At 64.3% G+C, this 25,521-nt stretch carries 18 protein-coding genes; 12 read left to right on the top strand and 6 right to left on the bottom strand.

Annotated elements, in window-relative coordinates; all coding sequences use genetic code 11:
* Positions 1-105: 105 nt before the first annotated feature.
* On the bottom strand, positions 106-4,104 hold the full coding sequence (locus tag QD356_RS16045; RefSeq protein WP_153636534.1) for a NahK/ErcS family hybrid sensor histidine kinase/response regulator: 3,999 nt from the start codon (positions 4,102-4,104) through the stop codon (positions 106-108).
* Between the two features lie 553 nt (positions 4,105-4,657).
* Between QD356_RS16045 and QD356_RS16050 the strand changes: the two genes are divergently transcribed.
* From QD356_RS16050 to QD356_RS16095, 10 genes are all read left to right on the top strand, one after another.
* The gene (locus QD356_RS16050) at positions 4,658-4,915 is read left to right on the top strand and encodes a DUF4212 domain-containing protein (protein WP_043333789.1); all 258 of its coding nucleotides are present in this window, start codon (positions 4,658-4,660) and stop codon (positions 4,913-4,915) included.
* 90 nt (positions 4,916-5,005) lie between these two features.
* A complete protein-coding gene (locus tag QD356_RS16055; protein ID WP_054556853.1) occupies positions 5,006-6,808 on the top strand; it encodes a sodium:solute symporter family protein in 1,803 nt (600 codons plus the stop codon).
* 152 nt (positions 6,809-6,960) lie between these two features.
* The gene (locus QD356_RS16060) at positions 6,961-8,931 is read left to right on the top strand and encodes a DUF294 nucleotidyltransferase-like domain-containing protein (RefSeq protein ID WP_225996668.1); all 1,971 of its coding nucleotides are present in this window, start codon (positions 6,961-6,963) and stop codon (positions 8,929-8,931) included.
* 28 nt (positions 8,932-8,959) lie between these two features.
* Positions 8,960-9,604 (top strand): 3'-5' exonuclease, encoded by a 645-nt coding sequence (locus tag QD356_RS16065; protein ID WP_131432712.1) that lies wholly within the window; start codon positions 8,960-8,962, stop codon positions 9,602-9,604.
* A 543-nt stretch (positions 9,605-10,147) separates the two neighbouring features.
* The gene (locus QD356_RS16070) at positions 10,148-10,369 is read left to right on the top strand and encodes a hypothetical protein (protein WP_043333792.1); all 222 of its coding nucleotides are present in this window, start codon (positions 10,148-10,150) and stop codon (positions 10,367-10,369) included.
* Positions 10,370-10,613: 244 nt separating this feature from the next.
* Complete coding sequence (ttcA, locus tag QD356_RS16075) at positions 10,614-11,579, top strand: tRNA 2-thiocytidine(32) synthetase TtcA (protein WP_082388814.1); 966 nt, start codon at positions 10,614-10,616, stop codon at positions 11,577-11,579.
* Between the two features lie 218 nt (positions 11,580-11,797).
* A complete protein-coding gene (aceK, locus tag QD356_RS16080) occupies positions 11,798-13,576 on the top strand; it encodes a bifunctional isocitrate dehydrogenase kinase/phosphatase (protein ID WP_192839393.1) in 1,779 nt (592 codons plus the stop codon).
* A 54-nt stretch (positions 13,577-13,630) separates the two neighbouring features.
* The gene (locus tag QD356_RS16085; RefSeq protein ID WP_052384572.1) at positions 13,631-14,380 is read left to right on the top strand and encodes a Sir2 family NAD-dependent protein deacetylase; all 750 of its coding nucleotides are present in this window, start codon (positions 13,631-13,633) and stop codon (positions 14,378-14,380) included.
* An 82-nt stretch (positions 14,381-14,462) separates the two neighbouring features.
* Entirely contained in the window at positions 14,463-15,407 is a 945-nt protein-coding gene (locus QD356_RS16090; protein WP_043333793.1) for a bile acid:sodium symporter family protein, read from the top strand.
* A 99-nt stretch (positions 15,408-15,506) separates the two neighbouring features.
* Entirely contained in the window at positions 15,507-16,418 is a 912-nt protein-coding gene (locus QD356_RS16095; RefSeq protein ID WP_192839394.1) for a DTW domain-containing protein, read from the top strand.
* A 103-nt stretch (positions 16,419-16,521) separates the two neighbouring features.
* Here the strand turns inward: QD356_RS16095 and QD356_RS16100 are convergent, their stop codons facing one another.
* The 5 genes from QD356_RS16100 to def all read right to left on the bottom strand — a co-directional run bounded on the left by QD356_RS16100 (position 16,522) and on the right by def (position 22,740).
* Positions 16,522-17,970: a TrkH family potassium uptake protein gene (locus tag QD356_RS16100; protein WP_043333794.1), complete on the bottom strand. Its 1,449-nt coding sequence runs from the start codon at positions 17,968-17,970 to the stop codon at positions 16,522-16,524.
* Positions 17,971-18,058: 88 nt separating this feature from the next.
* The gene (trkA, locus tag QD356_RS16105; protein WP_043333795.1) at positions 18,059-19,432 is read right to left on the bottom strand and encodes a Trk system potassium transporter TrkA; all 1,374 of its coding nucleotides are present in this window, start codon (positions 19,430-19,432) and stop codon (positions 18,059-18,061) included.
* Positions 19,433-19,592: 160 nt separating this feature from the next.
* A complete protein-coding gene (gene rsmB, locus QD356_RS16110; protein WP_107336004.1) occupies positions 19,593-21,044 on the bottom strand; it encodes a 16S rRNA (cytosine(967)-C(5))-methyltransferase RsmB in 1,452 nt (483 codons plus the stop codon).
* Positions 21,041-22,045: a methionyl-tRNA formyltransferase gene (fmt, locus tag QD356_RS16115; protein ID WP_192839395.1), complete on the bottom strand. Its 1,005-nt coding sequence runs from the start codon at positions 22,043-22,045 to the stop codon at positions 21,041-21,043. Before fmt ends, rsmB begins: the two co-directional genes overlap by 4 nt.
* Positions 22,046-22,230: 185 nt before the next feature.
* Positions 22,231-22,740, bottom strand: coding sequence for a peptide deformylase (gene def / locus QD356_RS16120; RefSeq protein ID WP_043333797.1), 510 nt, complete (start codon positions 22,738-22,740; stop codon positions 22,231-22,233).
* 255 nt (positions 22,741-22,995) lie between these two features.
* Here def and QD356_RS16125 point away from each other — a divergent pair, with 255 nt between their 5' ends.
* Both QD356_RS16125 and dprA read left to right on the top strand, forming a co-directional pair.
* Positions 22,996-24,048 (top strand): LysM domain-containing protein, encoded by a 1,053-nt coding sequence (locus QD356_RS16125; protein WP_054556857.1) that lies wholly within the window; start codon positions 22,996-22,998, stop codon positions 24,046-24,048.
* 101 nt (positions 24,049-24,149) lie between these two features.
* A complete protein-coding gene (gene dprA / locus QD356_RS16130; protein WP_279878325.1) occupies positions 24,150-25,439 on the top strand; it encodes a DNA-processing protein DprA in 1,290 nt (429 codons plus the stop codon).
* Positions 25,440-25,521: the final 82 nt, after the last annotated feature.

Raw genomic sequence — 25,521 nt, forward strand, 5'->3', positions numbered from 1 at the left:
GCGCCTTCAAGCCGCAAAAAGCCCGCCCTGTCGCTGACAGGGCGGGCTTTTTGCGTCATGGATAAAAGAGTTAAGGACGAAAGAGCGACAGGCCAGCCCGCCTGATCAGGGGGCTGGGTCATCCGTCGCGGCGTCGGGGGCATCACTCGCGCCACTGGTGTGCTTCTCGGCGCGGTTGGCCTGCAGGGTGCGCGTCAGCAGCGCACGCAGCGCGGCGGGTCGCACCGGCTTGAGCAGCAGGTGATAACCCGCACGGCGCACTTCCTCGGCGACCTCATCGGTGCGGTCAGCGGTGATCACGATGCCCGGCACCGAGCCTGCCAGACGTTCATCCAGCGCATCCAGCGCCATCAGGCCAGTCACCTCGTTGTCGAGGTGGTAGTCGGCGAGGATGGCATCCGGATCACCATCCAGGTTGCGGATCACCGACTTGGCGCCGCCGATCGAGGTCGCCGTGAATACCTCGCAACCCCAGCCGGACAGCATCGCCTTCATGCCCTCGAGAATCAGGCTCTCGTTGTCGATGCACAGGACACGAGTGCCGGTCAGCTTGTTGCCGGCGCGCTTGCGAGCCGGCACGGCATCCGGCAGCTCGGCCGCCGGCAGCTCCTTGCTGATCGGCACGCTGACGGCGAAGACGGTGCCGATGCCGACCCAGCTGCGCACCGTGATCGGGTGGTCGAGCACCCGGCTCATGCGTTCGGCGATCGACAGTCCCAGGCCGAGCCCCTTCTCGCTTTCCTTGTGACGCTCGGTCTGGTCGAGACGCCGGAATTCCTGGAAGATCTCGGTCAGCTTCGACTCGGGAATGCCGGGGCCGGTGTCCCAGACCTCGATGCGAATGCGATCGCCCAGACGGCGACAGCCCAGCAGCACATGGCCCTGGCGGGTATAGCGCACCGCGTTGGAGAGGAAGTTCTGCACGATGCGTCTGAGCATCTGGCCATCGGAATCCACCGCCAGCTGCGTCATTACCACTTTCAGGTCCAGTCCGCGGTCTTCCGCCATTACCTCGAACTCGGCCTTGAGCGGCTTGAGGATGTCGGAGAGGCGGAACACGCTGCGGCGTGGCGCCAGTGCCCCGGCATCCAGCTTGGAGATGTCGAGCAGGGTGCTGAGCAGTTCCTCGGCGGCCTGCAGCGAGTTGTCGATGTGATTGGTGGTGGTCTTCATCTCGCCTTCGACCTGCTGGGCGAGGGCGGAGGTGAACAGACGCGCCGCATTCAGTGGCTGCAGCAGGTCGTGGCTGGCCGCGGCCAGGAAGCGTGTCTTGGAGGCGTTGGCATCCTCGGCCAGTTGCTTGGCCTGACGCAATGCCTGCTCGGCTTCGGCGCGCACGCGGTTCTCGGTGCGCAGGGCCTCATTGACCTGTGAAAGTTCCTGGGTACGCACGCGCACGCGCTCCTCCAGGTTCTCGTTGGTCTCCTTGAGGGCGATCTCCGCCAGGCGTCGCTCGGTGATGTCCTGATAGAGCGCGAAGAAGCCGAGGATGTTGCCCTTGGTGCTGAAGTGCGGCGTATAGGTGACCAGCATGTAGCGCACGCCGCCTTCCGGGGCTTCCAGCGAGATCTCGAAGGAGACCCGTTCACCGGATAGCGCGCGCGTCATCCACGGCGCGCGTTGGCGATAGATGTCTTCCGGCATCGCCTCTTCGGCGGGCTCGCCGATCACGGCGGTACGGTCGATGCCCATCACCGCTTCATAGGCACGGTTGGTGAAGAGGTAGCGACACTCCTTGTCGAAGTAGGCGATCAGCGCCGGCACGTTATCGGTGTAGATGCGGATGTTGTTTTCCGAGCGGATCAACGCCTCTTCGGTGCGCTTCTGCTGGGTGATGTCCTGATAGGTGTAGACGAAGCCGCCACCGGGCATCGGATTGCCCTGGATCTCCATCACGCTGTCATCCTGGCGATAGCGCACGTAGCGGTGCGGCTCGCCGTTGCGGATGGCGTCCAGCAGCTGGTCGACGTGCTCTTCGGGGTCGCCCGGGCCGTATTCGCCGTTGTGGGCGTTGTAGCGGAAGATGCGATCGATGGGCGCGCCGACCCGGATCAGGTTGTCAGGGAAGCGGAACATGTCCAGGTAGCGCTGGTTCCACACTACCAAGCGCATGTGCTGGTCGACCACGCTGATGCCCTGGTGGATGTTCTCGATGGTCGCCTGCAGCAGGGCGCGGTTGAATTCGAGCACCTGCGAGGCTTCATCGACGATGGAGATGACATCCGAGATGCCGATGCCGCGACCCTGCAGCGCCGAGTTGACGACGATGCGTGCCGAGGAGGCGCCGAGTACCGAGGCCAGGAAGCGCTCGGTGAACTGGATCAGGTCGATGGAGGCGCGTGCATGCAGCTCCAGCGGCTGGCCGCTGCGGCGTGCGTAGTCCTCGAAGGCGCGCTCGACCTGCTCGTGGCTGAGGAAGCGCTCGCACAGGACGCGCAGGTCCGAGACGGAGGTGGAGCCGGTCCAGGGGCGCGAGACGCTGGTCTGGCGGGTCTCGACACTGTCGACGAACAGCGAGGCCTGGATGCGCTCGACCACGCGCTGCGGCGTCATCTGCGAGACGAAGATGTAGCAGAACAGGTTCAGGCCGAGCGACAGCATCACGCCGTGGGTCAGCGGGTCATTGAAGCGGAAGCCGAACAGGCCATGCGGCGACAGCCAGTCGATGCCCAGCGGCCCTTGGTTGACGATCTCGGCCGGCATCAGGCCCGCCTGTGCCAGTGCCGGCACGAGCAGGGTCCAGGCCCAGACCGCGAAGCCGACATTCAGGCCGACGATGACGCCGAGGCGATTGCCGCGCTTCCAGTAGAGGCCACCCATCAGCGAGGGTGCGAACTGGGCGACGGCGGCAAACGACAGCAGGCCGATGGCAGAGAGGGTGCTGTATTCGGCGATCAGCAGATAGAAGCCGTAGGCCAGCGCCAGGATCATCACGATGGTCAGACGGCGCGCCAGCAACACGATATGGCTGTAGTCGCGCGCCTCGGTATCGAACCAGCGCAGGCGGAACAACAGCGGAATCACGATCTCGTTGGAGATCATGATCGAGACCGCGACGGCGGCGACGATCACCATGCCGGTGGCGGCGGAGAAGCCGCCGATGAAGGTCAGCAGGGTCAGCCAGGTCTGGTCCGCTGCCATCGGCAGCGCCAGCACGAAGCTGTCCGGTGACACCGAACCATCGGGGAACATGGTCAGGCCGGCGGCGGCGATCGGCAGCACAAAGAAGGAGATGGCGACCAGGTAGATCGGGAACATCCAGCGCGCACGGCGGGCGTCATCGTGGTGGGTGTTCTCGACCACCGCGACGTGGAACTGACGCGGCAGGCAGAAGATCGCCAGCATCGCCAGCAGCGTCTGGGCCCAGAAGCCGGTGCCGAAGGTCTGGGTCTCCAGCTGCTGTTGCAGCTCCAGATAGGTATCGGCCTTGGTGAACAGATCGCCCAGGCCATTGAACATGCCCCAGGTGACATAGACGCCCAGGGTCAGGAAGGCGACCAGCTTGACCAGCGATTCGAAGGCGATCGCCTGCAACAGGCCGACATGGTGCTCGGTGGCGTCGGTGTGGCGGGTGCCGAACAGGATGGCGAACAGCGCCATGATCGCCGCGACATAGAAGGCAGTATCGCCCAGCCAGGCGGTTCGCGTGACATCGCTGGTGTCGGTGAGTACCTGATAGGCGCTCGAGACGGCCTTCAGCTGCAGGGCGATGTAGGGCAGGGTGCCGACCAGGGCCACCAGCGAGGCGAACACCGCCAGCGACTGCGTCTTGCCGTAGCGCGAGGCGATGAAATCGGCGATCGAGGTGATGTTCTGGCGCTTGGCGACCCGAATCATCTTGAGCAGGATCGGCCAGAACAGCAGACAGGCCAGAATCGGCCCGATGAAGATGCTCAGATAACTCCAGCCGCTGGTCGCGGCCTGCCCGACGCTACCGTAGAAGGTCCAGCTGGTGCAGTAGACCGCAAGCCCCAGACTGTAGACCGCTGGGCGCCGATTCGGCGACCCGTGTTTCTTGGCGTTGCGATCCCCCCGCCATGCAATCGTGAACAGCACCGCGATATATGCGAGTGCCACTGCGATCAGCCACCAACCCTGGAACATGTCGCTCTCCTCTCTGGAAGCGCCATTCTACGCAGCCCCGCCACGAGTCCCAAGCATTGTGCATGACAGACTCAGCGTCTTGAGAGTCGTGGGGAAGAGGCCGTGTCATCCATTGCCACGCAGACGCCTCGATGATTGGCGTCAAGAAGCCGGAAATGGCGTCTGCACAACGGGCCTGTTTTCCGGCATTGGCCAATGTCATGCGCGCAATACGTCGAAGCTTTCGCCGATCATTCTTCGCCCATTTGGCCAATAGACCAAGGGATTGCATCTTTAGGATATGAATCAACTTGTTGATTTCAAATGAATTGCATCGTTCTCAACTTTGCTCCATCAGGGATGGCTGACATTCTCGACTAAAGTCAGCCTGCAGCGTTGCAGGGCCTTGTCTACTGTCAGATTCGAGTCGCCAAGTTTCCTGTCATGCCTTGAAAGGCGCAGGAAATACCCATCAGCCGCCGAGAAAGGATCATCCGCTGACGGGTGGTCATCGATCTCCGGATCGCCAATCACTCCACTTCGCCAATCACAATAACAATGCGAGAACACCATCATGAAGGAAGCGAATGCCAAGGCGTATTGGTCCGCCAATATCAAACTGATCATGGGCTATCTCGTGGTCTGGTTCGTGGTGTCCTATGGATGCGGGATATTGCTGGTGGACGTGCTGAACAACATCCAGTTCTTCGGTTTCAAGTTGGGCTTCTGGTTTGCGCAACAGGGGGCAATCTACTTCTTCCTCGCGCTGATCATTCTGTATGCCCGTTCGATGAACAAGCTCGATGAGCGCTTCGATGTTCACGAGCAATGAGTCAGTGACACGCCGGGCACAGGCCGCTCGTCGTGCCGCGCCGTTGTGTGAATAAGAACAATATGATCGACATCGCCAAGGACACTGCCAATGGATGTTCAACTGCTGACCTATCTGTTCGTGGGCGCGTCATTTGCGCTCTATATCGGGATCGCGGTGTGGTCGCGAGCCGGTTCCACCAAGGAATTCTATGTCGCCGGGGGTGGCGTTCACCCCATCGCCAACGGGGCAGCGACCGCCGCTGACTGGATGTCGGCAGCCTCGTTCATCTCGATGGCGGGCATCATCGCCTATGTCGGCTATGACGCCTCCGTCTACCTGATGGGCTGGACCGGCGGCTACGTCCTGCTGGCCATGCTGCTGGCGCCGTACCTGCGCAAGTTCGGCAAGTTCACGGTGCCCGACTTCGTCGGTGACCGTTACTACTCCAGCGTCGCGCGCACCGTGGCGGTGGTCTGCGTCATCTTCATTTCCTTCACCTATGTCGCCGGCCAGATGCGCGGTACCGGCATCGTCTTCGCGCGCTTCCTCGAGGTGGACGTGAACGTCGGCGTGGTGATCGGCATGGCGATCGTCTTCTTCTATGCGGTACTCGGCGGTATGAAGGGCATCACCTATACCCAGGTGGCCCAGTACTGCGTGCTGATCTTCGCCTTCCTGGTGCCGGCGGTGTTCCTGTCGATCATGATGACGGGCCACGTGCTGCCGCAGACCGGTTTCGGCGGCACCCTGGTCGATGCCCAGGGCAATGACACCGGCGTCTATCTGCTGCACAAGCTCGATCAGGTGGTGACCGATCTCGGCTTCCGCGAGTACACCGAGGGTTCCAAGTCCACCATCGATGTCTTCTTCATCACCGCCGCGCTGATGTGCGGTACCGCGGGCCTGCCCCACGTCATCGTGCGCTTCTTCACGGTGCCGACGGTCAAGGATGCACGTATCTCCGCCGGTTGGGCGCTGTTCTTCATCGCACTGCTCTATACCACTGCGCCGGCCGTGGGTGCCTTCGCGCGGGTGAATCTGGTCGAGACCGTCAACGAGACGGCCTATGAGGAGCTGCCGGGCTGGTTCTACAACTGGGAGAACACCGGGCTGATCGGCTGGGTCGACAAGAATGGCGACGGCATCATCCAGATGCGTGGCGGTGATCCCTTCGCGGGCAAGCCGAGCTACGAAGGCAGCGCCGACAGCCAGGCGGCCCGCGGTGAGTACGGTCAGCGTCTGGTGAGCAACACGCCTACCGACAACGAGAGCGAGGTCTACATCGATCGCGACATCATCGTGCTGGCCAACCCGGAGATCGGCAACCTGCCGGCATGGGTCATCGCGCTGGTGGCGGCGGGTGGGGTGGCGGCAGCACTCTCGACGGCGGCCGGTCTGTTGCTGGTCATCTCGTCGGCCATCTCGCATGACCTGCTCAAGAAGACCTTCAAGCCAGACATCAGCGAGAAGCAGGAGCTGATGGCGGCACGCATGGCGGCGGCCGTGGCCATCGTGATCGCCGGTTACTTCGGCATCAATCCGCCAGGCTTCGTGGCGCAGGTGGTGGCCTTTGCCTTCGGGCTTGCGGCATCGAGCTTCTTCCCGGTCATCCTGCTGGGGATCTTCTCCAAGCGCATGAACAAGGAAGGTGCCATCGCGGGCATGCTGGTCGGCCTGGTCTTCACCTTCAGCTACATCGTCTACTTCAAGTTCATCTCGCCGGAACTCAACAGCGCCGAGAACTGGTTGCTGGGTGTGTCGCCGGAGGGGATCGGCTCGCTGGGCATGGTGCTCAACTTCGTCGTCGCGGTCATCGTCTGCAAGATGACTCCGCCGCCGCCCGAGCACATCCAGCATATCGTCGAGGACATTCGTGTTCCGCGCGGGGCCGGAACAGCAGTGGATCACTGATTCAGGCAGCAGGGCCTGTTCGCGCAGCACGCAGCATCGGTGCGAACAGGCCCCCGTTTCCCGAAGCCCCGTCTTGCACCTGCAGGCGGGGCCTCGTGGTTTGAGGGCTCGTGCATCGATCAGCGCTGCACGCGCAGAGGGGAGTCGCTGTCATGCAAGCGTCACTGGTGGATATCGCGTTCGAGGAGCCGCCGTTCAGTCTGCTGGATGAGCGTCTTCGGCAACGGCTGGCCGAAGGGGTGGACCTTCACTATTTCGAGGCGCTGGCGCAGCCGCTGGTGCCGGGGGCCGTCGGTGAGGCGGTCTACATCATTCACAAGGGCGAGGTGGCGGAACTGGCCGCCGATTCGGCACTGCCGGACGCCGCCACGCTCGACAAGGCGCAGCGCGAGGGGCTGGATGCCTGGGTCAGCCTGCGCATCGGTCATTACACCGCGGGGGACCTGTTCGGGGCGCTGACGCTGCTCAATGGCCATTGCCGCACCCGCTTCGTCTGTGAGCAGGAGACGCTGTGCTATCAGCTGCCCGCACAGCTGTTCTTCTCGCTGTGCGACGAGTGTCCTGACTTCGGTGAGTACTTCCAGCACAGCCTGAGTGACAAGGCGCGGCTGCTGGCGGCGCAGCGTGACACCCGTCAGGGCGCGAGTCGCGACCAGGCGGGCTTCATGCTGGCGCGGGTGATGGACTGTATGCGTCCGCCGCTCAAGCTGGCGGCCAGCGCCAGTATCGAGCAGGGCGTCAAGGCCATGCAGACGTCGGGGGCGGACAGCCTGATCATCTCTGTCGAGGGGCGTCAGGGCGTGGTGACACGCACGGACCTGCTCAATGCGCTGGTGATTCAGGGCTTGGCTGCCAATCATCCGCTCGCCTCGCTGGGCAGCTTTGCGCTGGTGGCGGTCACGGCGGAGGAATATCTGTTCCAGGCGCTGGTGCAGATGACTCGCCACCGGGTCGCGCGGGTCGTGGTCAAGGAGCGCCTGACGCCTGACGCGGCGGTCGTCGGGGTCATCGAGCTGACCGACGTGCTGGGGTTCTTCTCCAATCGCAGTCAGCTGGTGAGTCTCGAGATCGAGCGCGCCTCTGACATGGCGGCGCTTGAGCAGGCCAGTGCGCGTCTGCCGGAAATGGTCAGGGCGCTGGCGATGCAGGGAGTCCACATTCGCCATGCCATGGCGCTGTTGAGTGCGCTCAACGGGCGCCTGATCGAGCGCACCTTCGCCATGCTGGTGGAGGAGGAGCACCGGACCTCGAGTTGCCTGATGCTGATGGGCAGCGAAGGGCGCGGCGAACAGATCCTCAAGACCGATCAGGACAATGGGCTGATCATCGCCGATGGCCACCAGTGGCCCGAAAACGAGGACACCCTGCAGCGCTTCAGTGACGCCCTGGCGGGTCTCGGCTATCCACCATGCCCGGGCAACATCATGGTCTCCAATCCGGAGTGGGTCGCCACCGAGTCGCGCTGGCGCGGCAAGATCGCACGCTGGTGCGCCGGGCGCGATGGCGAGGCGCTGATGAATCTGGCCATCGTCTTCGATGCGCGCGCCAGCGGCGGCAATGAAGCGCTGGTCGACAGCTTGCGCGGCCACCTGGTGCGCCACGCCACGCGCGATGAACTGCTGCTGTCGCACTTCGCGCGCCCGGCGCTGCATTTCTCGACCCCGCTGACGCTGTTCGGCTCCTTGCGCTCGCCGCGCCACGGCATCGATATCAAGAAGGGCGGCATCTTCCCCATCGTGCATGGCGTTCGCACCATGGCGCTGGAACGCGGAGTGATGGCCACCGGCACCTTCGCGCGGCTTGAGGCGCTGGTCAGTGATGGGCGTATCGAGGCCAGCGACAGCGCCGACCTTGCCGAGGCACTGTCGCTGTTTGCCGAGTTGCGTCTGCGCCAGCAGCTGCACCATCTGGAAGAGGATGAACACGGCGCTGCTGCCGGCGGGGCTGGCGACTCGCGAAGGGATGGCCAGGACAAGACCACGGCGGCGCGGGAGGCGGGGAGTCGCAACCTGATCATCACCCAGTCGTTGTCCTCGTTGGAGCGTGATCTATTGCGCGATGCCCTGAGTCGGGTCAAGGACTTCAAGCAGCGCCTGTCACATCGTTATCACCTGGAATACTGAACCGGCCTCAAGGCCGAGGGGAGGTGGCATGTTCGAACAACTGAGACGCGCCAGTGATCGTCGTCGTCATGCGCAGGGCGAGTTTGCCGAGCTCTTTCGTCCCTGGCATGCCGCCGAGCGGGGGGGGGAGCGTGTGGCGCTGGACTGCGAGACCACCAGTCTCGATGTCGGCCACGCCGAGCTGGTCTCGCTGGCGGCGGTGCGTTTCGATGCGCGCCATATCCATACCTCCAGCGCACTGTCGCTCTACCTGCAATGCCCGCAAGGGCTGCAGGGCGACTCGATCCGCATCCATCGTCTGCGCGGTATCGATCTGCATGGCGGAGAAGCGCTGGGGGATGCGCTGCGACAGCTGCTGGAGTTCATCGGCAATCGTCCGCTGGTGGGCTGGTGCATCGACTTCGATGTCGCGGTGATCAACCGTCACCTGCGGCCACGCTTCGGCTTTGATCTGCCCAACCAGCGTCATGATCTGGCGCGCGATTACGCCCGGCGCTGCAAGCATGAGCAGCCGGACGCCGCCCCGGACCTGCGCTTCGAGGCGATGGCTGACGCCCTGGGCGTGCCGGTGATCGGTCGCCACAGCGCGCTGGGGGACGCCGTGACCAGTGCGCTGATGGCGCAGCGCCTGATGCAGGCACCGCTGTCGCCCTCGCTGGCCAGCCAGGCCTGAGCGAGGCTTATGTCAGGTGCTCTGGCAGGTGCTCTGGCAGGGGCTTATGTCAGGGGCCTGGGTAGGCGCTGGGCAGGCTCTGAATGCGTGTCAGGCCCGGTATCAGACGTCTCATCAGCCGACATCATCCTCAAGGCTATTATTCCAAGGTCTGTTGCCGGAATGTCCAATGGCCCGGCTCACTGCCTTTGTCCACACTGGCTGCCATACGACACGCCCACTGCGGCGAGAGGTCGACTCTGATTACACGCCAGTGCACTACCGGCCAGCAGGACGGCCAAGCCATGCAGGATGCAAGACCGAGCAGCTTTGATAACCATAATGAAGCGGCGACAGCGAGCAAAGGCCACGCGTGATACGGACCTGCTGTCAGCCAGCCTCTGTCAGGCCTGAGGACGGCATCATTCTCTTCAGGATCGTCATCACTGCGCCAGGTGATGACTGTCGGGCCCCGGGCATCTGCTCGGGGCCCGGCTTCAGATAAGGCATCCGCCCACGATTGCCTTCCTTATGACTCAGGGGTACTTGCCCACGAGGTGCGACATGCTGATCGCGACCAATACGCTGTTGATTCTTGGCCTGGCCATCGTGCTGTTTGCCTACGGCCTCTATATTCGCCGGACACAGGACATGCGCGGTGTGCTGATGTTCTGGTCTCGCAAGCTTGCGCTCACTGCGCTTGAATTCAGACTGCAACGCTTCGGTATCCTCGTGATGCTGGGCGGGGTGGTGATCCGCTATCTGGAAGTGCTGCGCCTGTTCTAGCCTGCGCCTTTTCTAGCTTGCGCCTTTTCTAGCTTGCAGGAAGTCCGCGCAAGCGCCGCTGTTCCCCACAGCGCATGCCACACGCCAACGCCCGCTGACTGCGGGCGTTGGCGTATCTTGCGTCGGCGTCACGCCACCTGGCCCGACAGGGGCAGGCACCCCCGCCTGAAGCGCGCTGCCTCTGTGACCGTCTACTGGCCAATGCTAGACTGTGCGCCCTTCCAAACTGCCAGCCTGATGCCCCATGTTCACACCCGATAGCGAGCTTTCGTCCAGCCCCACTGATGCGGCCACTGCCAAGCGCGAACTGAACAAGTTGCAGAAGCGCCTGCGGCGCAATGTCGGTACCGCCATCACCGATTACGGCATGATCCGTGATGGTGACAAGGTGATGGTGTGCCTGTCCGGGGGCAAGGATTCCTACACCATGCTGGATATCCTGATGAACCTGCAGCGCAATGCGCCGGTGCAGTTCACGCTGGTGGCAGTGAATCTCGACCAGAAGCAGCCCGGCTTCCCGGAGCATGTGCTGCCGGCATGGCTCGAGTCGGTGGGCGTCGAGTACCACATCCTCGAGCGCGACACCTATTCCATCGTCAAGGAGAAGGTGCCGGAGGGCAAGACGACCTGCGGGCTGTGCTCGCGCCTGCGTCGCGGCTCGCTGTATGGCTTCGCCGCCGAGATCGGCGCGACCAAGATCGCCCTCGGTCACCACCGCGACGACATCCTCGAGACGCTGTTCCTGAACATGTTCTTCGGTGGCAAGCTCAAGACGATGCCGCCCAAGCTGCTCTCCGATGACCAGCGCCATATCGTGATTCGCCCGCTGGCCTATTGCCGTGAGTCCGATATCGAGGCCTATTCCAACGCCCGCGAGTTTCCGATCATTCCCTGCAACCTGTGCGGCTCGCAGGAGAATCTGCAGCGTCAGGTGGTCAAGGAGATGCTGCAGGACTGGGAGAAGAAGCATCCGGGGCGGCTGGAAACCATGTTCCATGCCGTCACCTCGGTGGCGCCGTCACACCTGGCGGACCGCGACCTGTTCGATTTCGCGGGCCTGGATGAGCAGCGTGACCGCTTCCAGGCCTCGCGCATCGATGCGCTGGACATGAGTTCCGAGCAGGCCGGCATGGCCGATGACCTGTTCGAGGCCGAGCGCCGCGTCAAGCCGCTGGCCGACTCGGCGGCCTCGCTGGGGCATGAGCTGTAAGCCACGCGCCCCTGGCCATCGTCAGACATCATGAACGCCACCTCGCTTGCGGGGTGGCGTTCTGCGTTTCAGGCGGTCCGCTGCCATCCCGGCCTTGATGGATGGCGCACCTAGCGTGAGTCAGGGTTGAAGGCCCGCGACCATTGTCGTCTCGCTTGCTGGCGCGACAGTCCGCATGCTTTGGTCATGTCAGGTGACTGAAGGGCAGGGAGGCGGCGATGGGCAATGATGTGGACAGTGACGAGCGCGGCAATGGCCAGCAGGGCCAGCGACTGGCGGCGACCGTGTTGCATGGCTTCGATGAATATCGATCACGCTTCAAGCAGATCTCCAGTGATGCGCGGCGCCGCTTCATCGAGGCCGACTGGCGGGAAGCCCAGCAGGCCTCCGCCGCGCGTATCAACCTCTACGACGAGAAGGTCGCCGCCACCATGGAGCGGCTGGAGCGCGCCTTCGAGCCCGACCGCCTGTGCGAGTGCACCCTGTGGGGTGAGGCCAAGCGGCAGTACATGGCGCTGATCGATCAACGCCTCGACTACAAGCTGGCCGAGACCTTCTACAACTCCATCTTCTGCAGCGTGTTTTCCCATCGTCACATCCGAGACGACTGGATGTTCGTCTCGCCATCCCGCCAGAGGCCGGCACGCCATTCCGGCTTGAGCATCAGTCATCGTGTGCCGGTAGAGGGTGACTGGGCCGGGGCACTCGAATCCGTGCTCAACGAGGCGCCGCTGGGGATCGCCTTCGAGCATCAGGGGCGCGATGTGACGCTGGGCGCCGAGATGTTGCTCGCGACGCTGCCTGAGGCGGTGCGCGATGCGCCGGACGCCGCCTTCGAGATGCTGCGCAGCGTCTTCTATCGCAACAAGGGGGCCTATCTGGTCGGGCGCATCGAGGGTGGCGGCCAGACCCTGCCGCTGGTGTTGCCGGTGCTGCATACCGAGCGCGATGGCGTCTATCTGGATACCGTGATCATCGAGCCGGAAGAGGTCTCGATCATCTTCTCCTTCACGCGGGCCTATTTCCAGGTCGAGATCGAAGTGCCCAGCGAGGTGGTCGGGTTCCTGCAGACCCTGATGCCCGAGAAGCCCATCGGCGAGCTGTACGCTGCCATCGGCTTCTACAAGCATGGCAAGACCGAGCTGTTCCGCGGCCTCAACCAGCATGTGGCGAGTCGCTCCGATCAGTTCATCATCGCGCCGGGCGTACGCGGCATGGTGATGGCGGTCTTCGTGCTGCCCAGTTACCGGCTGGTGTTCAAGCTGATCAAGGACCGCTTCGCCCCCGGCAAGGACATGAGTCGTGATCAGGTGCGCGAGAAGTACCGTCTGGTCAAGCGCCATGATCGGGTCGGGCGACTGGCCGATACGCAGGAATTCTCGAACTTCACCGTCGGCAAGGACCACTTCGACCCGGCCTGCCTCGAAGAGTTGCTGGAGGTGTGCAGCTCGTCGATCAGCCTGCGCGGCAACAAGGTGCTGATCCGTCACTGCTATACCGAGCGCATGATGACGCCGCTCAACCTGTATCTCGAGGAGTGTGACGCCGAGGAAACCCGCGCGGTGCTCAATGATTATGGCAATGCGATCAAGCAGTTGGCTGCCGCTGACATCTTCCCCGGCGACATGTTGCTCAAGAATTTCGGCGTCACGCGCCACGGACGGGTGGTCTTCTATGACTACGACGAGATCAGCTACCTGACCGAGTGCAACTTCCGTGAGATTCCCGAGGCACGTTACCCTGAGCAGGAACTGGCCAGCGAGCCCTGGTATTCGGTGGGGCCCAACGACATCTTCCCCGAGGAGTTCGGCCCCTTCCTGTTTGCCGATATTCAGCTGCGCAAGCTGTTCTACGAGCTGCATCCCGAGATCTTCCAGGCCAGCTGGTGGCGTGGCCTGCAGGACGCCATCGCGCAAGGGCGCGTGATCGATGTCTATCCCTATCGCAACAAGCGGCGCTTCGGTGTCGATCGCAGTCAGGATTTCATCGATGACTGAGTGTGATCGCCATGCCCGCTGTTCGATCCTGTCCAACGCCAGAGAGAGTGCTAGATGAGTGAAGGCTTCAAGGACCCCGGTGCACGTCACGGACGCCACCTGGTCGTGTTGAGTGGCGCCGGCATCAGCGCCGAGAGCGGCCTGCGCACCTTTCGTGCCGAGGATGGCCTGTGGGAAGAGCATCGTCTGGAAGACATCGCGACGCCGCAGGCCTTCCGACGTGACCCCCAGCAGGTGCTGCGCTTCTACGATGACCGCCGCACCCAGGTACGCCGCGCCAGGCCCAACGCGGCCCACAAGGCATTGGCTGAGCTGGAGCAGCACGGCTTTCGCGTCTCGGTCATCACCCAGAACATCGACGACCTCCACGAGCGAGCGGGTTCGCGCGAGGTCGTGCATCTGCATGGCGAGATTCTCAAGGCGCGCTCCAGCGTCGACCATGGCCTGCGCTATCCCTTGCCGCGTGGCGGCATTCGCCTCGGGGACCTGTGTGACAAGGGCAGTCAGCTGCGCCCGGATGTGGTGTGGTTCGGTGAGGCGGTGCCGCTCTATGCGGTCGCCGAGGAGATCGCCGCCGAGGCGGACCTGCTGTTGATCGTCGGCACCTCGCTCAAGGTCATGCCGGCGTCCAACCTCTATGCAGCAGCGCCGCTGGATGCCCCCATCGTGCTGGTCGACCCGAATGCCGATGAACTGGCCGAGCCCGGCGTGCTGCCGCTGGCCGAAAGTGCCGGTCAGGCGGTACCGCGCCTTGTGCGCCATTGGTTGTATCAGGGCCACCTGGGGCTGCCTGATACGTTATGATGCGCGCCTTCAGGCCTGCCATGGGAGGCGGGCCAGCAATTTCCGGGAAATCGATGCCCCGGGCGACCGAAAAGTGAAAAGCATGTTCGAGACGCTGAATCGTTTCTTCCCCTTGTGGGCGCTGGTCTTTGCCGGCATCGCCGTGGTGGCTCCGACGCCGTTCGTGGCGCTCAAGGACACCATTCAGCCTCTGCTGGCGCTGATCATGTTCGCCATGGGCCTGACCCTGTCGCGTGACGACTTCATACGCGTGGCACGTCGCCCCGGCCCGATCGCGCTTGGGTTGCTGCTGCAATATAGCGTGATGCCGCTGGCCGCCTTCCTGATCGCGCGTCTGCTGGGGCTGGACCCGGCGCTAACGGTGGGCATGGTGCTGGTCGGTGCCACGGCAGGGGGAACCTCCTCCAACGTGATGACTTGGCTGGCCGGCGGGCACGTGGCGCTATCGGTCTCGATGACCATGGCCTCGACGCTGCTCTCCATCGTGATGACGCCGCTGCTGACCTGGTGGCTGCTGGGCACCGATATCAACGTGCCGGTCAGCGGCATGCTGCTGAGTATCGCCAAGCTGGTGGTCGCCCCCATCGTGCTCGGCGTGGTCGTGCACCACTTCGCGCGAGACCTGATCCGCGAGTGGGAGTCGGCATTGGCGAGTCTGGCCATGCTGGCCATCGTGCTGATCATCGCCATCGTGGTCTCGCTCAATGTCGGGCGCCTTGCCACGCTGGGCCCGCTGGTCGCGCTGGCGGTCGTGGCACACAATGCCATCGGCCTGAGCGCTGGCTATGGCCTGTCGCGTCTGTTCGGGCTGGATGAACGCACCTCGCGCACCATCGCCATCGAGGTCGGCATGCAGAATTCCGGCCTAGCGGCGTCACTGGCCAGTCAGTTCTTCTCCGCCACGGCGGCGCTGCCGGGGGCGATCTTCTCCATCTGGCACAACGTCTCGGGGTCGCTGCTGGCAGGCTACTGGAAGCGTCGTCCGCCCAAGTTCGTGACCGGCAGCAAGCACCGCTACGAGGTCTGATCCCGCGAGTTGGCCGCCTGAGCTGTGATAGAGGAATTGGAGAAAGGGACGCGCATGCTAGAATGCGCGTCCCTTTTTCTTTGGTTCTGACTGCTCATCATGTGTGATTCCCGCCCCCCGCCGGCTGATGGCGACGATATCGCCGCCTGTGCGCCTCAATCTGCTTCCGCTGTCGCCTCCAGCGTCGATGGCGACGCTGTGGCAATCGATACCGTCGCGCCAGGCGAAGGCAGTGGCATCACCACGCTGCCCAGCGGCGAGCCGGAGGCGTGGCACGGACGGCATCCGCGCCGCGAGTTCAAGGCGCGCGGCAGTCAGGTGATTCGCTGTGAGGCGTGCCGCCTGCCCAGGCTCAATTGCCTGTGTCCCTATCAGGTCACCGCCGAGTCGCGGATCAAGTTCTGGCTGATCACCCATCCGCTGGAGCATTACAAGCCGACCAATACCGGGCGCCTGATCTCGGATGTGCTGGCGGGCACCGAGGTCTTCAGCTGGTATCGCGTCGAGCCGGACCCGCGCCTGCTGGCGCTGCTGGAAGATGAGCGCTATCAGCCCTTCATCATCTTCCCGGATGACCAGCCCGACTACGCCGATCGCGTGGTCGACGTGGATGCCATCGCCGGCGTCGGCGCCGATGTGGCGACGCATACCGCCAGTGGCGAGGCGCGCATTCCGGTGTTCATCCTGCTCGATGGTACCTGGCGTCAGGCGCGGCGCATCTTCCGCAAGAGCCCCTATCTGGACGGCCTGCCGGTCCTGCCGCTGCACACTCAGCGCCTGACCCGCTATCACCTGCGCAAGCCTGCCTCCGAGGCGCACCTGTGCACGGCGGAAGTGGCGGCGGAGCTGCTGCGTCAGGCGGGGGAGGAGAATGCGGCCAGCGTGCTGGATGACTACTTCGATGCCTTCAACGACTGCTATCGTGCCAGCCGCATCCACTATGTGCTGGAGCCGACCGCGCCGATGCGCCGCCTGCTGGCGCGCCGTGACGCCACTACCGGCGAGTCATAGTCGAAGCGCCACAATGAAAACGCCCCCGTCGGAGTCCTCCGGCGGGGGCGTTTGCGTTCAAGGTGATGCTCTGGGCACGCTGGGGGGGCTATCAGAGCGGCTGTCAGCGCCGCCAGAAGGCCGGCGTGAACAGCACCAGGATGGTGAAGATCTCCAGACGCCCCAGCAGCATGGCGAGGATCAGGATGCCCTTGGCGGCCCCCGGGATATCGCCGTAGTGGGTCGCGACCTCACCCAGTCCCGGCCCCAGATTGTTGAGCGCCGAGCCGACCGCTGACCACGCCGTCACCTGGTCAAGCCCGGTGGCCAGCATGCCCAGCATCATCAGCACGAACAGCATCAGGTAGACGGAGAAGAACCCCCATACCGCCTCAGCCACGCCCTCCGAGATGCGCATCTTGCCGACCTTGACCGACAGGATGGCATTGGGGTGGATAAGACGATGGATCTCGCGCACGCCCTGCTTGAGGATCAGCAGGATGCGGATGACCTTCATGCCGCCACCGGCGGACCCGGAGCAGGCACCGATGAAGGCGGCGATGAACAGCATCATCGGCAAGACACCCGGCCAGCCGGTGAAATCGGCGACGCCGAAGCCGGTGGTGGTGGCCACCGAGACGGCTTCGAACAGGCCGTGGCGCAGCGCCTTGCTGTCATCGTAGCTGCCGGTGAGCAGCAGGCCGGCGATGGTGACGCAGGTCAGGATCAGCAGCAGGATCAGGAAGAAACGTGTCTCCGGGTCGCGCAGATAATGGCTGATACGCCCCTCGCGCCAGGCGGCGAAGTGCAGGCCGAAGCTGATCGAGGACACCACCATGAAGAACACGCAGATCATCTCGATGCTGGCGGAATCGAAGTAGCCGATGCTGGCGTCATGAGTCGAGAAGCCACCGACCGCGACGGTCGAGAAGCTGTGGCCCAGGGCATCGAACCAGCTCATGCCGGCCGCCCAGTAACTGGCGAAGCACACCAGCGTCAGCGCGGCGTAGATGTACCACAGCGCCTTGGCCGTCTCGGTGATGCGCGGCGTCAGCTTGGAGTCCTTCAGCGGGCCGGGAATCTCGGTGCGATAGAGCTGCATGCCGCCGATGCCGAGTGTCGGCAGGATCGCCACCGCCAGCACCACGATCCCCATGCCGCCCAGCCATTGCAGCTGCTGGCGATAGTAGAGGATGGAGTGGGGCAGCAGATCGAGCCCCGTCATCACCGTGGCGCCGGTGGTGGTGAGGCCCGAGAACGACTCGAACATGGCATCGATGATGGTCAGGTTCGGGTCTTCGGCGAGCAGGAAGGGCAGCGAACCGAAGGCTCCCAGCACGGTCCAGAACAGCACCGTGATCAGGAAGCCATCGCGGTTGCGCAGCTCCTTGCGGGCGTGCCGATTGGGGTAGAAGAGCGCAAAACCGGTCAGCAGGGTGATGCCCATCGCCACGGCGAAGGCGCTCAGGGTGTCGTCCTCGAAGACCCTCGAGATCAGCATCGGCGGCACCAGCGTCAGGCTGAACAGCATCAGCAGAATACCGAGGATGCGAGAGATCACGCGTAGGCTCATGCGGCGCCTCCCTGAGAGAGGCGCAGCGTGGCGAGGCCACCGAGTGACGTTCGGGGCGGGCGCGGGGCGGAAGTCATGGAGGCCGGCATCAGAAGAAGGTCAACCCGACCTGGAACAGACGCTCCACTTCGCGGATGCGACGCTTGTCGACCACGAACAGGATGACGTGGTCGTTGGATTCCACCACCAGGTCATGATGCGCCACCAGCACTTCCTTGCCGCGCACCACGGCACCGATGGTGGTGCCCTCCGGCAGGTTGATATCCTCGATGCGTCTGCCCACCACCTTGGAGGAGCGCTCATCGCCGTGGGCGATGGCCTCGATGGCTTCCGCCGCACCACGGCGCAGCGAGTGGACATTGACGATGTCACCCTTGCGCACGTGGGTCAGCAGGCCGCCGATGGTCGCCTGCTGGGGCGAGATGGCGATGTCGATCTCGCCGCCCTGCACCAGGTCCACGTAGGCCGCGTTGTTGATCAGCGTCAGTACCTTCTTGGCACCGAGCCGCTTGGCCAGCATCGACGACATGATGTTGACCTCGTCGTCGTTGGTCAGCGCGCAGAAGATGTCGCAATCCTCGATGTTCTCCTCCAGCAGCAGACGCTTGGAGGTGGCGCTGCCGTGCAGGACCACGGTGCGATCGAGGCGCTCGGAAAGGTCGGTGCAACGCGCCAGCGAGTGCTCGATGATCTTGACCTGATGACTGTGCTCCAGCGTCTCGGCCAGACGCTCACCGATATGGCCGCCACCGGCGATCACCACCCGGCGGAAGTTGCGATCGACGCGTCGCAGTTCGCCCATCACGGTGCGGATGTCCTTGCGTGCCGCGATGAAGAACACCTCGTCATCGGCCTCGATCACGGTGTCACCGCGCGGGATGATCGGACGATTGCGGCGATAGATGGCGGCGACGCGGGTATCCACGTTGGGCATGTGGCGACGCAGGAAACCGAGCTCCTGACCGACCAGCGGCCCGCCGTAATAGGCCTTGACCGCGACCAGCTGGGCGACGCCATTGGCGAAGTCGAGCACCTGCAGGGCGCCGGGATATTCGATCAGGCGGCGGATGTGGTCCGTCACCACCTGCTCGGGGCTGATCAGCACATCGACCGGGATGGCGTCATGCGAGAACAGGCCCTTGCGGGTCAGATAGGCGGTCGAGCGCACACGCGCGATCTTGGTCGGCGTGTGGAACAGGCTATGGGCGATCTGACAGGCGATCATGTTGACCTCGTCAGAGTTGGTCACCGCGATCAGCATGTCGGCATCCTCGCCACCCGCCTGCCGCAGGATCTGCGGATAGCTCGCCGGCCCCGTGACCGTGCGGATGTCGAGTCGGTTGTGCAGCTCGCGCAGCCGTTCGCTGTCGGTATCCACCACCGTGATGTCATTTTCTTCATGGGCCAGATGTTCGGCGAGCGTTCCGCCGACCTGACCTGCGCCCAGAATGATGATTTTCATGTCCGGCTCGTCCGCTGTTGCTCAGTCGGCACAGGATAAACCAGTGCCAGGACGGAAGACAGCCGCGCCCCGAGAGTCGGGGCGCGGCTGTCCGGGAATGTCAGGCGTGGCGTCTCATGTCATCACGGACGTCGCGCCGACACGGCTCACCTGGCTGTGATCAGGCGCTGGCCTTGGTGATGTGGGCCAGGTAGAAGCCGTCGTGACCATTGACCTGTGGCAGCATCTGGCGGCCAGCACCGGAGACACGGCCCCAGTCGGCCTTGATGGTCTCGGCCTTGGCGTCCGGCGTCGCGGCCAGGAAGCGGTCCATCACGCGGGCGTTTTCCTGGGTGATGATGGAGCAGGTGCCGTAGACCAGGGTGCCGCCGGGCTTGAGCATGCCCCACAGATTGGCCAGCAGCTTGCCCTGCAGGCGCGCCAGATCGCCGATGTCGTTCGGGCGACGCAGCAGCTTGATGTCCGGGTGACGACGGATGACGCCACTGCCGGAGCAGGGCGCGTCGAGCAGGATGACATCGAAGGCTTCGCCGTCCCACCAGTCGCGTTCGCTGGCATCGGCACACACGACGCCGGCACCCAGTTCCAGACGCTCCAGCGTCTCTTCCACACGCTCGAGGCGTTCGCCGTCGATGTCGATGGCGGTGGCGTCCAGGCCCGGGAAGCGCTCCAGCATGTCCGCCAGCTTGCCGCCCGGCGCGGTGCAGGCATCCAGCAGGCGCACGCCTTCACCCTCGGCGTTGATGGCCGTCACGGCCGGCGCCAGCAGCTGACCGGCCAGCTGTGCCGCTTCATCCTGCACACTGACCAGGCCTTCCTCGAAGCCCGGCAGGGCGCTGACATCGCAGGCGCTGGTCAGGGTGATGCCGTGCTCGGCGAACGGGCAGGCCACGCCTTCGATCTCGGCTTCCGCCAGCTGGGCGAGGTAGTCGTCGCGGCTGATGGCGGCGACATTGACGCGCAGCGTCATCGGCGCCTGGGCGTTGTTGGCCTCGGCGATGGCCTGCCAGTCGTCCGGCCAGTTGCGCTGGAAGGTATCCAGCAACCACTGGGGGTGGGACAGGGCGACGGCGGGGTCCTTGTCGACCTCGGCTTCCAGCGCTTCCTGCTCACGCTGGAAACGACGCAGACAGGCGTTGAGCACGCCGGTGGCCCAGCCCTTGCCCAGGCCACGGGCAGCGCCAGCGGTCTCTCCGACGGCGGCGTGCGGGGCGATGCGCATGTACAGCAGCTGATAGAGGCCGAGCAGCAGCAGGGCGTGGATGTCCTGATCCTGCGACTTGAAGGACGACTTCAAAAGCTTGCCCGCCAAGGCATCCAGACGCGGCAGCTGACGGCAGACGCCGAAGCACAGTGCCTTGTAGAGGCCCTGGTCACGCCCGGCGACGCCGGACGGCAGGCTGTCCAGGTTCAGCGAGGTGCGCGCGGCCAGCACCGGGGCCAGCGTCCGCGCAGCCGCGACACGCACCGCAGCGCCCGGCGAGGCCGGTGCATTGTCAGGCTTGCGACGGGCGCCGCCATGCTTGTGAGCGCCGCCCTTGCTGCGGGCCGGCGGCAGGGAGTTGCGCTTCTTGCCGTTGCCCTTGGAGGACGGGTTGTCTGACTGGCTCATGCGGAAGTCTCGGTCTGGGAATCGGTATCAGGGGCGTGATCTGCGCCGAGGACGAGGCCCTCGGGGAAGCGCGCAGCACGGGAATTGAGCAGGTCCTTGACGGACAGCGGCTTGGCGCCGGGCAGCTGGGCGCGAGTGATCTCGAGCACCTCATGGCCCTCGCCGCAGGCGATGCGCAGGCAATCCTTGCCGGGCGCCAGCAGTGTGCCGGGCGTCACGCTGTCGGTGAGGCGTTGCTCGCCGGTGCGGGACATCCACAGGCGCAGCGGCTCGCCTTCAAGGCGGGTCCAGGCCACCGGCCACGGATTGAAGGCGCGGATGCGCGCGTCCAGCTCGGCGGCAGGGCGGGTGAAGTCGAGTTCGGCCTCGGCCTTGGAGAGCTTGGCGGCGTAGGTCACGCCGTCTTCCGGCTGGCGGGTCGCGGGCAGGTCGCCGGCGGCGATGGCGTCGAGAGCCGTGACGATGGCCTCGCCACCCTGGGCTGCCAGCGCATCGTGCAGCTCGCCACCGGTGGTGCTGGCGGTGATCGGGGTGCGGCGGATCAGCAGCATGTCACCGGTATCCAGGCCGGCATCCATCTGCATGATGGTGACGCCGGATTCGCTGTCACCGGCTTCGATGGCACGCTGGATCGGCGCGGCACCGCGCCAGCGCGGCAGCAGAGAGGCGTGGATGTTCAGACAGCCCAGACGCGGAATATCGAGCACCGCCTGCGGCAGGATCAGCCCGTAGGCCACCACCACCATGATGTCGGCCTCGAGGTCGCGCAGGATCTGACGATCGGCCTCGTCCTTGAAGTTGAGCGGCTGATGGACGGGGATATCGTGCTGGAGCGCCAGCTGCTTGACGGGGCCCGGGGTCAGCTTGCGACCACGTCCGGAGGGGCGATCAGGCTGGGTGTGGACACTGATGATCTCGTGGCGACTGCCCAGCAGGGCGGACAGACACTCGGCGGCGAAATCGGGGGTGCCGGCAAAGGCGATGCGCAGGGCTTTCGACATGTGCTATGACTCATGTAGGAGCACGGAGGCGGCCGTGCTCAAGGTGCTGACGGTTGCGGCAGGACGGCCAGCGCGACAGACGCGGCTGATGGACCAGTAACCGCACGAAGGCCGAGGGGATGCCCTCGGCCTTCGTGCGGTGCCGCCATGCGCTCAATATCGGCCGTGTGGCCGAGCGTGAGGGATCAGGCTTCTTGCAGCTTGTGACGCTTCTGCATCTTCTTCATCACCCGATCACGCTTGAGCGGGGAGAGGTAGTCGACGAACAGCTTGCCTTGCAGGTGGTCGTGCTCGTGCTGGATGCAATGTGCCAGCAGGCCATCGGCTTCCAGTTCGTAGGCATCGCCGTTGCGGTCCTGAGCCTTGAGTCGTACCTTCAGATAGCGCGGGACTTCGGCATAATATTCAGGAATCGACAGGCAGCCTTCCTGCATCGGTTGCTGTTCATCACCGATCGGGGTGTATTCCGGGTTGATCAGCACCAGCGGCTGGGACTGATCTTCGCTGACGTCGATGACGATGAGACGGCGATGTTCGTCGACCTGTGAAGCGGCGAGGCCGATGCCGCGGGCGTCATACATGGTCTCGATCATGTCGTCGATCAGGGTCTGCAGCTCGGCATCGATCGTGTCGATCGGGGCGGCAACGTTGCGCAGACGCTCATCAGGGAATTCAAGGATTTCGCGTTTGGCCATGGCTGGTGTAATTACCGTTGTGCTGTCAGAAAGGATTTGCCTGATATTGTAGTGTGCGCAAGCGAGGAACGGAACCGAATGCCGTCAATGCTGCTACTATCGCGGCAATAGTCAGGATTGATCTGACATGGCGATGGACAGGGGTCAGCAGCCACCAGGCGCGGGGCAGAGCGGGTCTGCGCGGTGCGGAGTTCAGAACAAGACCATCACCACCGAGCGATGGGTGGCAATAACGCAAGGGACGCAGGAATGGGCATGAAACGACTGGTCGGCAATGCCGTCTTCACGGCACTCCTCGGCATGGCGACGCTGGGGGCAAGCGCAGGGATGTCGCTGGCACAGGCAGCAACCGTGCGTGATGACGTACCTTCCACCTACGTGGTGGTGCGTGGCGATACGCTCTGGGACATCTCCGGGCGCTTTCTGCGTGAGCCTTGGCTGTGGCCGGAAGTCTGGCGCGCCAATCCGCAGATCAAGAATCCGCATCTGATCTATCCGGGCGATCGCATCTCGCTCTACTACGAGAATGGCGAGCCACGTCTGCGCCTGGAGCGCGGCCAGGGCGGGGTCGTCAAGCTGTCTCCCCAGATCCGAAAGATTCCCAAGCGCGAGGCGGTGCCGCCGATCCCGCTGGAGAAGATCTCGGCCTTCTTGAAAGAGCATCGCGTGATTGACCCGGCGCTGCTCACCGATGCGCCCTATATCGTGGCCGGGGATGACACCCGCCTGATCAGCGGCGCCGGCGATACCATCTACGCCCGTGGCAACTGGTCCGCCAATGACACCTACAGCGTCTATCGCAAGGGCCAGCGCTATCTGGACCCGGACACCCAGGAGTTTCTGGGGCTGGAGATGATCAGCATCGGCGACATCAAGCTTGAGCGTCGCGAAGGCGATATCGGCGTGCTGCGCGTGCTGTCGGCCAATCGCGAGATTCTCAATGGCGATCTGCTGCTGCCGGCGGACGGTGGTGCGATCACCACCAGCTTCCAGCCGCAGCCGCCCGAAGAAGATGTGGGTGGTGTCATCCTCGCGGCCCCCGATGGACTGCGCAACATCGGTCGCAATGACATCGTGGCGCTCAATCGCGGCAGCCGTGAAGGTATCCAGCCGGGGTACGTCTTCGGTATCGAGCGCCGCGGCGAGACGATCACCGACCCCGTCACCGGCGAGCCGATCACCCTGCCCGGTGAGGAAGGTGGCCTGGTGATGGTATTTCGTATCTACGACAAGGTCAGCTACGCGCTGGTGATGCAGGCCGGCCGCCCATTGAGCGTCGGTGACAAGCTGCTGGAGCCCCACGGCTGATCGAAAGCCCCTGTCATCCGCAAGCAACGGCGTGGTGAAACGACTCGTCGTGCTGAAGTGAACAACCAGGGTGAGTCAATAATCCGCTCGGGAGGTATGGCGTGTCGATCGATGTCGAACAACGCGGCCCCTCGCGGGCGGATTTCGTCTTTCTGGCGCGCCTGCCGGGTTTTGGCACGCATACCGCGGCCAAGCTGCGTGAGCGGGCCGACTGGCCGCAGGGCTGGCTGGCGGTGTTGCCGCCACGTCTCGCGGCACCGCTGCGCCTGTGGTGCGAGCGCCCTGAATCCTCGCCGCTCTATCAGCAGGTGATGGCAGACCTTGCCTGGCATGCGCCGGCACAGGGCTATCATCTGCTCACCCCCGCGGACCCCGAGTGGCCAGCCATGCTCGACACCCTGCCGGACCCGCCGTTGGCGCTCTGGGCGCTGGGGCGCCAATCGTTGCTTGAGTTGCCCATGCTGGCCATCGTCGGCGCACGCAAGGCCAGTCAGGCAGGCCTGCGGCATGCACATGACTTCGCGGCTGAGCTGGTCTCACGTGGCTGGAGTGTCGCCAGTGGGCTGGCGCTGGGAGTCGATGCCGCGGCGCATCAGGGGGCCCTGGCGGCGTCAGCGCGTCTCGGTGCGCACGACTATGCGGCCAACCCCTCGACGCTGGCGGTGCTCGGCTGTGGGGTCGATGTGGTCTATCCCGCTCAGCATCATCATCTTCGCCAGCGGTTGCTGGAGGGTGGCGGTCTGCTGCTCTCGGAGCATCCGCCTGGCACCGGCGCGCATGCGCGCCACTTTCCTCGCCGCAATCGGCTGATCACCGGCCTGTCACTTGGCGTGCTGGTGGTCGAAGCCACGCTGCGCAGTGGCTCGCTGGTCAGTGCCCGGTTGGCGATGGAGCAGAATCGCGAGGTGTTCGCGCTGCCGGGACGCATCGATGACATCACCGCCAGCGGTTGTCTGGAGTTGATCCGTCAGGGGGCGACGCTGGTACGCGATGTCGATGACATGCTGGCGGAGCTCGAGCACCTGCTGCCGGCTCACTCGGCCGAGCACACAGCAGTGCAGCCCCGGGTGGCGTCATCCAGGCAGCCCGCTGCCACCTCTGCGGCCTCTCGCTCCGCCACTTCGGCTCGGCAAGCGACAACCTCCGCCACCTTCGCGACACCCACGACATCACTGCCCTTGCCGTCCCTGGCGCTGCCAGCGTCACGCGCTGCCACGCCGCCTGTCAGTCAGGAGGCGTCGCCATTGTGCTTTCTGGGGGCCGTGCCGCTGGCGCTGGACAAGCTGGTCGAGCTGAGCGGCACCTCGGTCAGTGAGCTGAGCATGCAGTTGCTGGAACTGGAGCTCGAGGGGCGAGTCATGCAGGCACCGGGCGGCTGGAAACGACTCTGACGTTCTGAGCAAAAGTCGCCGACCTGGCATTGATGATCCGAGATTGCCGACCTGACAGTGATGATCCGGGAGGCCGGCAACC

Origin of the sequence: Cobetia sp. 2AS, assembly GCF_029846355.1 — a bacterium.
Taxonomy (GTDB): domain Bacteria; phylum Pseudomonadota; class Gammaproteobacteria; order Pseudomonadales; family Halomonadaceae; genus Cobetia; species Cobetia amphilecti.